Annotated in this window: 9 protein-coding genes and 1 tRNA gene; 5 read left to right on the top strand and 5 right to left on the bottom strand. The window is 69.4% G+C overall.

Features of this window, described 5'->3' with window-relative positions; all coding sequences use genetic code 11:
• The 3 genes from AC1DZ6_RS14355 to AC1DZ6_RS14345 all read right to left on the bottom strand — a co-directional run.
• On the bottom strand, nt 1-737 hold a 737-nt coding region (locus AC1DZ6_RS14355), incomplete at its 3' end, for a DNA polymerase III subunit delta' (protein ID WP_477097836.1).
• A gap of 3 nt (nt 738-740) precedes the next feature.
• Nucleotides 741-1,367, bottom strand: a complete 627-nt coding sequence (gene tmk, locus AC1DZ6_RS14350) for a dTMP kinase (RefSeq protein ID WP_477097835.1) — start codon at nt 1,365-1,367, stop codon at nt 741-743.
• A 106-nt stretch (nt 1,368-1,473) separates the two neighbouring features.
• Nucleotides 1,474-2,472 (bottom strand): septal ring lytic transglycosylase RlpA family protein, encoded by a 999-nt coding sequence (locus tag AC1DZ6_RS14345; RefSeq protein WP_477097834.1) that lies wholly within the window; start codon nt 2,470-2,472, stop codon nt 1,474-1,476.
• Between the two features lie 140 nt (nt 2,473-2,612).
• On the opposite strand from AC1DZ6_RS14345, the gene AC1DZ6_RS14340 reads away from it, so the two are divergent.
• The 4 genes from AC1DZ6_RS14340 (at nt 2,613) to AC1DZ6_RS14325 (ending at nt 4,612) form a co-directional block, all read left to right on the top strand.
• A tRNA-Ser gene (locus tag AC1DZ6_RS14340) sits at nt 2,613-2,702 on the top strand.
• Between the two features lie 20 nt (nt 2,703-2,722).
• Nucleotides 2,723-3,640 (top strand): class I SAM-dependent methyltransferase, encoded by a 918-nt coding sequence (locus AC1DZ6_RS14335; protein ID WP_477097833.1) that lies wholly within the window; start codon nt 2,723-2,725, stop codon nt 3,638-3,640.
• Nucleotides 3,637-4,374, top strand: coding sequence for a pseudouridine synthase (locus tag AC1DZ6_RS14330; protein ID WP_477097832.1), 738 nt, complete (start codon nt 3,637-3,639; stop codon nt 4,372-4,374). Before AC1DZ6_RS14335 ends, AC1DZ6_RS14330 begins: the two co-directional genes overlap by 4 nt.
• Complete coding sequence (locus AC1DZ6_RS14325) at nt 4,367-4,612, top strand: sulfurtransferase TusA family protein (protein WP_477097831.1); 246 nt, start codon at nt 4,367-4,369, stop codon at nt 4,610-4,612. The genes AC1DZ6_RS14330 and AC1DZ6_RS14325 overlap by 8 nt, the downstream gene beginning before the upstream one ends.
• On the opposite strand, the gene AC1DZ6_RS14320 is transcribed toward AC1DZ6_RS14325, so the two are convergent.
• Nucleotides 4,584-5,534, bottom strand: a complete 951-nt coding sequence (locus tag AC1DZ6_RS14320) for a YihY/virulence factor BrkB family protein (protein ID WP_477097837.1) — start codon at nt 5,532-5,534, stop codon at nt 4,584-4,586. The genes AC1DZ6_RS14325 and AC1DZ6_RS14320 overlap by 29 nt on opposite strands.
• Before the next feature lie 228 nt (nt 5,535-5,762).
• Complete coding sequence (locus tag AC1DZ6_RS14315) at nt 5,763-6,908, bottom strand: CaiB/BaiF CoA transferase family protein (protein WP_477097830.1); 1,146 nt, start codon at nt 6,906-6,908, stop codon at nt 5,763-5,765.
• A gap of 217 nt (nt 6,909-7,125) precedes the next feature.
• Here AC1DZ6_RS14315 and AC1DZ6_RS14310 point away from each other — a divergent pair.
• On the top strand, nt 7,126-7,645 hold a 520-nt coding region (locus AC1DZ6_RS14310; protein ID WP_477097829.1), incomplete at its 3' end, for a PleD family two-component system response regulator.

The raw sequence follows: 7,645 nt of genomic DNA, 5'->3' as shown, positions 1-7,645 counted from the left end.
CCTTCGTCCAGGTCGGGCAGCTTGCGCAGGATCTCGCCGGCCGCGTCGTCGGCCGCTAGAGCCCCGGCGGCGGCCAGTTGCAGGGCGCGGCCCGGCGCGCCCTTGGCCATCCGGGCCAGGCGGTCGGCTTCGTGGGCAGAAACGCCGGCCCGCTGCTCGACCATGCCGGCGGCCAGGGACAGGTCCGGCGCGGTGATGGCCAGGCGTCGACACCGCGAACGGATGGTCGGCAGCAGCCGTCCAGGCGAATGGCTGATCAGCAGGATCACGCCCCGCGCCGGCGGCTCCTCAAGAGTCTTCAGCACGGCGTTGGCGGCGTTGACGTTCAGGTCGTCGGCCGCATCGATGATCGCCACCCTGTAGGGCGAGACGGCCGGCGAATTGGCGAAGAAGGCCGGCAGCAGACGGGCCTCGTCGACCGGGATCGACTTGCGGGCCTTGCCGTCGTCGGTCTCGCGCTCCAGCACCATCAGGTCGGGGTGCGAGCGGGCGGCGACCTGGCGGCTGACGACGTCGGTCGGGGCCGAGCCGAGGGCGCCGAAGGCCGGGTCGGGCCGCGCGCCCAGCAGGCGTCGGGCCATGCGGTAGGCCAGGGTCGCCTTGCCGACGCCTTCCGGCCCGGTCAACAACCAGGCGTGGTGCAGCCGACCGCGATCCAGCGCGTCGAGAAAGGCCAGCTCGGCGGCCTCGACGCCCTCGATGCTGAACACGTCACGAGGATGAGGCGGCGCGTCCACGTTCTAAAGGCCCAGCCGCGTGGAGACCGCGCTCCAGACATCGGCCCAGACCGCGTCTATCGCGTCGTCGGCCTCGATCACCACGCAGCGCTCGGGCTCGCGGCGGGCGATCTCCAGGAAGGCCTCGCCCAGGCGCTGGTGGAATTCCAGGCCCTTGGACTCGAAGCGCGCCTCGCCGCCGCGCGAGAGGGCRCGGGCCAGGCCCACCTCGGCCGGAATGTCGAAGATCAGGGTCAGGTCGGGGACGGTGCCGCCCAGGACATGCTCCTCCAGCGCCTTGATCAGGCCGATCGGCGCCTCGCCGCCGGCCCCCTGATAGGCCCGGGTGCTGTCGGCGAAGCGGTCGCACAGCACGACGGCGCCCCGCTCCAGGGCCGGCCGGATCACGCGCTCGATATGATCGCGCCGCGAGGCGTACATCAGCAGGGTCTCGGTGACCGGCGACCAGCGGTCGATGTCGCCATTGAGGATCAGGTCGCGGACCTGTTCGGCGCCGGGGCTGCCGCCCGGTTCGCGGGTCAGCACCACGTCGGCGCCGTCCGCCTTCAGGCGTTCGGCCAAGCGGCGGATCTGGGTGGACTTTCCAGCCCCCTCGCCGCCCTCGAAACTGATGAAGGTTCCACGCGTCACCGGCTTCAAATCGGCCGTAACGCCCGACTTGTCCAGACCCGATCGTAGCTCAGTTCAGAGCATCGGCTTTATCCGAAAACCGGTTCCCACTTTTCGGGCCGATGCTTCAGGGCCGCAGCACCGTGGCGTCGGAAAAGCCTAGGGCGGCGACGCGATCGCGCACGCCGAAGGCTTCAGCCTCGTCGGGGCCGGCCTGGACCACCACGCGGTAGAGCACGCCCTGGGCGCGCGGGATCGACTCAATCGACGCTTCGCCAGCCCCGCTCAGCTGAGCCGCCGCGCGCTCGGCGTTGTCGCGATTGGCGAACGAGCCGGCCTGGACGCGATAGGCGCTGGTCAGAACCGGCGCGGGCGGGGCCGGAACCAGGGGCGCGGGCGATGACGGCGCATAGGGGACGTAGTCCGGATCGGCGGCCTTGGGCGGCGGCGGGGGGGCATAGGCCGGCTGGGCCGGCGGCAGGCCCGTCGCATAGACCCGGGCTTGGGGCGGCGGGGCGTAGCGTGGCCCAGGGCGCGGTTCGGCGGGCGGCGGCGTCGCGGCGATCATCCTGCGCTGGTCGAAGGGCGTCTTGGCGGCGGGACCGATATAGCGGACGCGGACGCGGGCGACGCCGGCCCGGCCATAGCCCAGCTGCTCGGCGGCGGCCTTGGACAGGTCGATGATGCGGCCGTCGACGAAGGGGCCGCGATCGTTGACCCGGACCTGCATCTTGCGGCCGTTGTCCAGATTGGTGACCTCGACGATGCTGGGCAGCGGCAGGGTCTTATGGGCCGCCGACGGCAGGTCCATGTCGAAGATCTCGCCATTGGCCGTGCGGCGATTGTGGAACTGCTCGCCGTACCACGAGCCGATCCCCCGCTCGTCATAGCCGGGATCGGACTTGGGATAGTACCAGATCCCCTTGATCTGATAGGGTTTCTCGGTCCCGCGCAGACCGGCGGTCGAGCCCGGCGCGGGCGGTCCGGAATAGGGCCTGGCGGTGGAGGAGGTCTGAGGCAAGCGGGTCGGCAGCGGCGTGGCGCAGGCGGCCAGGCCCGCGCAGCCCAGGGCGGCCACGGCCACGCCGCGCAGCAGACGGAACTCGCCTCGCGCTCCGCATCCCATGACCGAACAGCCTCCCAAAGCATCTATAGCGGAAACCACCGTCGTTCAGGAGGCTTGAGGTCTGGTTAATCAAAGGTGCGACCAAACGTGCTTGAAACGACTGGAGCGGRCGCACGACCGCTGATATAGGCCCCTGCTCCGGGCAGGTGGCCGAGTGGTTTAAGGCAGCGGTCTTGAAAACCGCCGTGGGTGAAAGTCCACCGTGGGTTCGAATCCCACCCTGCCCGCCACATCTCCCGAGATCCATTGCATGTCCGACACCGTCCGCGCCGCCGTCTATGGTTTCCCGCTCCTCGACGTGATCGATGTCGCCGGCGGCGCTGTCCAGGTCTCGCCACTGGTGGTCGGTTCGACCGACCTCGCCGATCTGGCCGAAGGTTCGCTGGACGAGATCGTCATCCAGGCCCCGGCCGGCGTGGCCGAGCGGCGCTATGTCCTGGCCCAGGCGTTGAGGGCGCTGAAGGTCGAGGGGCGGCTGACGGCCATGGCCCCCAAGGATCGCGGCGGCCTGCGGATGAACAAGGAACTGGTCGCGTTCGGCTGCGCCGTGGGCGAAAGCGCCAAGCGCCATCAACGGATCTGCGTCTCCCTCAAGCCCGCCGAGGTCGTCGGCGTGGACGTCGCCATCGCCGAGGGCGCGCCGCGCCGCCTGGACGGCGACGGCCTGTGGACCCAGCCCGGCGTGTTCAGCTGGGACCGCCTGGACCCCGGCTCGGCCATGCTGCTGAAGTCGCTGCCGTTGCTGAGCGGCGTCGGCGTCGACCTGGGCTGCGGCATCGGCGTCCTGGCCCATGCCGTCCTGACCTCGCCCAAGGTGACCAAGCTGACCCTGATCGACCTGGATCGCCGGGCGGTCGAGGCGGCCAAGCGGAACGTCAACGATCCGCGTGTCGAGGTCGTGCAGGCCGACGCCCGACGCGGCGCCGAGCTGGCGACCGGCTTGGACTTCGTGGTCACCAATCCGCCGTTCCATGAAACCGGCAGTGAGGACAAAAGCCTGGGCCAGGCCTTCATCACTTCGGCCGCCGCCATGCTGCGCAAGAGCGGCGTGCTGTGGATCGTCGCCAACCGCCACCTGCCCTACGAGGCGGCGCTGAACGAGTCGTTCAAGACCGTGCGTCCGGTCGCGGACGCCGGCGGCTACAAGGTCTACGAGGCTCGCAAGTGACAAAAGCCCTGATGGCGCGTCTGGACCGACTGTTGGCCAATCTTGGCTACGGTAGCCGACGCGACGTCCAGGCCCTGGTCTCGGCCGGAAAGGTCACACTGGACGGCGTGGCGATCAAGGACGYCGGCTTGAAGATCGCGGTCACGGCCGACCTGCCGCAACGGATGAAGATCCGCGGCGTCGCCGTTGATCCGCCGGCCCCTCTGGTGCTGATCATGCATAAGCCGCTGGGCGTGGTCTGCTCGCACCGCGAGGACGGTGAGCGCATCTACGACCTGCTGCCCAAGCGCTGGCAGATCCGCGACCCTGCCCTGTCCAGCGTCGGGCGGCTCGACAAGGACACCTCGGGCCTGATCTTGATCACCGACGACGGCGACTACCTGCACCGGGTGATCTCGCCCAAGCGCCATGTGCCCAAGGTGTATCGCGCCGTGCTCGATCGGCCGCTGACCGGAACCGAAGGCGCGGCCTTCGCCAGCGGGACCCTGCTGCTGGAAGGCGAGGAAAAGCCGCTTCTGCCGGCCGAGCTTGAAGTGCTGGGCGAGCGCGAGGCGCGGCTGACGATCACCGAGGGGCGCTATCACCAGGTGCGCCGGATGTTCGCCGCCGTGGGCAACCACGTGGTCGGCCTGCATCGGGAGCGGATCGGCGGCATCGCCCTGCCCGACGACCTGGCGCCGGGCGAGCACCGCATCCTGACGGCGGCCCAGGCCGAGGACGTCTTCGATGTCTGAGGCCAAACCCAAAGAACGCCTGCTCGACGCGCGCGGTCATCGCTGCCCGGTTCCGACCCTGCGTCTGCGCCGGGCGCTGGAAGAGGCGCCGGCCGGCGGTCTGGTCCGCCTGCTGGCCGACGATCCGCTGGCTCGCATCGACGTGCCGCATTTCGCCGCCAGCGCCGGAGCGACCGTGCTCGAGATCGTCGACGCCCCAAACGGCGCGATCAGCTTTCTGGTGGCGAAGGCGCCTTGAGCGGAATGGCCTTTGGGCCTTCCAAGAGAGCCCGAGGCCGCTCGTCCAGAGCGATCTCCATCTCGGTGGCCAGGGCCCCGCCGTAGAACACGGCGTTGACGCTCCACGACAGCCAGATCAGGAAGATGATCACCGCCGAGATCGAGCCGTAGGTCGCGCCCAGATGGGCCACCTGCTCGACATAGAAGGCGCTGGCCCACGACATGAACACGCACATCACCGCCGCGGCGAAGCCGCCGGTGCTCGAGGCGCGCCAGCCGACCGGGGCGCGCGACATGGCGTACCGGTAGATCAGGGTCATGCCGACCAGCAAGCCCAGGCTGGCCCAGGTCCATTCGCTCTGGATCCACGAGGCCCCGGCCAAAGGGCGAAGGTTCAGGGTGCTGGCCAGCAGGCGGAAGGTCAGGAACACGCCCGACATCACGAACAGCAGCACGAAGGCGGCGACCAGCACCACCAGCGCCATGAAGTTGAAGCCGAAGAAGCCCCGCTGGTCTTCCTCGTCGTGGATGAAGGACAGGCCGGCCAGCAGGGCCTTGAAGCCGCGATGGGCGGCGTAGAGGCCGATGACCAGCACCACGGCGCTCTGCGCCGAGATGGCCTTTTCCGGCGCGTGGGCCAGGCGGGCCAGTTCGCTCTGGAAGATCGGCCGGGCGCCCGACGGCATAAGGAACGACAGCTTGTCCGCCTGGAAGGCGGCCTGTTCGGGGGTCAGCAACAGGCTGAAGAGGCCGATCAGGATCGCCAGGCCGGGAAACACCGCCAGCAGGATGAAGAACGACACGCCGCCCACGTACAGCATCACGTCGCGGCCCCACAGACGTTGCAGGGCCAGGCCTAGAACGCGCAGGATCTCTCTCACCCAATGGATCGGATCGAGATCGAGGTCTCGAAAGCGAATGCGGTCCTGGGGGGATTTCATGCGGCGGAAACTGGCCTCGGCGCCGCTTCGACGCAAGCTCGCCGCCAAAAAAACATCAGCCTGAGACACAAAGACCCGCCGCTTCAGGGAAAGCGACGGGTCTCCGCAGGACGAACCTGAACCGGCCGCCGCATCGAGGGACGGGTGGCGCGACGGCCGGTTGCAGGATCAGGTTTAAGACCTTGCGGCTGAACCGGACCTGAATGGCGCCGTCAGGAGACGGGCGCCCTACAGCGCCCCCTGCTCTTTCAGAGCGGTGATCGCCTCGGCCGAGAACCCCCAATCCGCGAGGGCCGCGTCGTTGTCGGCCCCGATCTTCGGCGGCGGGCCCTGGATCGCGCCCGGCGTGGCCGAGAAGCGCGGCGCCGGGGCCGGCTGCGTCACCCCGGCCACCTCGACGAAGGTCTGGCGCGCGGCGTTGTGGGGATGACTCGGGGCCTCGTCCATGGTCAGGACCGGGGCGAAGCAGACGTCAGTGCCGTCCATCAGGGCGCACCAGTCGTCGCGCGTCTTGGTCGCGATCACCGCCGCCAGCTTCTCGCGCAGTTGCGGCCACTCCTCGCGGCTCATCTGGTGCTGGAACTGCGGGTCGGTGATCCCGGTCTTTTCAAGCAGAAGCAGGTAGAACTGCGGTTCGATCGAGCCGATCGAGATCCATTTGCCGTCGCTGCATTGGTAGGTGTCGTAGAAGTGCGCCCCGCCGTCCAGGAGGTTGGACCGCCGGCCCTCGTTCCACATCCCACCCGCCTTGAAGCCGTAGAACATGGCCATCAGCGAGGCCGCGCCGTCGCTCATGGCGCAGTCGATCACCTGGCCCTGGCCGCTCGCCCGAGCGTGAATCACCCCGGCCAGCAAACCGAAGGCCAGATAGAGCGCCCCGCCCCCGAAATCGCCGACCAGGTTCAGCGGCGGCACGGGTTTGTCGTCCGTGCCGATCGCCGCCAGGGCGCCGGTGATGGCGATGTAGTTCATGTCGTGGCCGGCGGCCTTGGCATAGGGGCCGGTCTGCCCCCAGCCGGTCATGCGGCCGTAGACCAGCTTCGGATTGCGGGCCAGGGCGACGTCAGGGCCCAGGCCCAGGCGCTCCATGACGCCCGGCCGGAAGCCTTCGATGATCCCGTCGGCGCCTTCCATCAGCTTCAGGCAGGTCTCGACCGCGGCCGGCGACTTCAGGTCCAGCGCCACCGAGCGGCGGCCGCGGGCCGTGACGTCGGCGGGCGAGCTGCGACCCGAACCCTTGCGGTCGATGCGCACGACGTCGGCCCCCAGGTCCGACAGCAGCATGCCGCAGAACGGCCCGGGGCCGATCCCGGCGAATTCCAGCACCTTGAGGCCGGACAAGGGTCCTTGGGGTCTTTGGGGGCCCTGGGCCATGACGTTCCTCCCGGCCGACTCTCGCGGCGCTTCGTTTCTCGAGCACTAGAACGACCCTGCCGTTCGGTCAGGCAAGAGCGTTTGTCTGTTCACAGCCCTTCACGCCCCTGCGGCGATGCGCACCTATGAGGCGGGGCGGCCTCTGCTATGTTGCAGCGTCGAATCTCGATGGCGCTGCGTCGTCGAGCGATACCGGTATCCGGGGCGGAGGCTTGAGTTGGCGGTGAACGCCCGAATCTTGATCGTGGCGCGCGACGACTCCCGCGCGGGACCGCTGTCCGAAGGGCTCGACAAGCTCGGCTGGCGGACCATCACCGCGCGTGGCCCCTATGCCGCCCTCGCCGCCCTGGGCGACCTGAACATCGAGGCCGTGATCGTCGACCTGGAGAGCGCCGGTCCCGACGCCCACTCCCTGTCGCGCCGCCTGAAGGCCGCCGTCGCGCCGCGCCGCCTGCCGGTGATCGCCATCGGCGAGCCCGGGGTGGAGACCAACACCCAAGCCTTCGACCTGACCCTGTCGCCGCCGCTGCATCCGGCCCAGGCCGTGCTGCGCCTGGAATCCCTGGTCCGCACCGCCATCGCCGAGGAGGAGTTCGAGCTCCGCCTGGCGACGTTCGGCGATCGCGGCCGGCGGCTCGACCTGCCCGAGCCCCAGGCCGAGCCGTTCCGCATCCTGGCGATCGGCGAGCCGGCCCCGCAGTTCCTGGCCCTATCCAACGCTCTGACCCGTAGCGGGG

The organism is Caulobacter sp. P1_B12_2, from assembly GCF_056406675.1.
The sequence above is the reverse complement of the archived record's forward strand: the minus strand, read 5'-3'. Positions and strand labels throughout refer to the sequence as shown.

Coding starts and splice junctions, on each gene's coding strand:
- AC1DZ6_RS14345 (WP_477097834.1), bottom strand. CDS start 2,472: ATGGGATGCGGAGCGCGAGGCGAGTTCCGTCTGCTGCGCGGCGTGGCC.
- AC1DZ6_RS14335 (WP_477097833.1), top strand. CDS start 2,723: ATGTCCGACACCGTCCGCGCCGCCGTCTATGGTTTCCCGCTCCTCGAC.
- AC1DZ6_RS14325 (WP_477097831.1), top strand. CDS start 4,367: ATGTCTGAGGCCAAACCCAAAGAACGCCTGCTCGACGCGCGCGGTCAT.
- AC1DZ6_RS14320 (WP_477097837.1), bottom strand. CDS start 5,534: ATGAAATCCCCCCAGGACCGCATTCGCTTTCGAGACCTCGATCTCGAT.
- AC1DZ6_RS14315 (WP_477097830.1), bottom strand. CDS start 6,908: ATGGCCCAGGGCCCCCAAAGACCCCAAGGACCCTTGTCCGGCCTCAAG.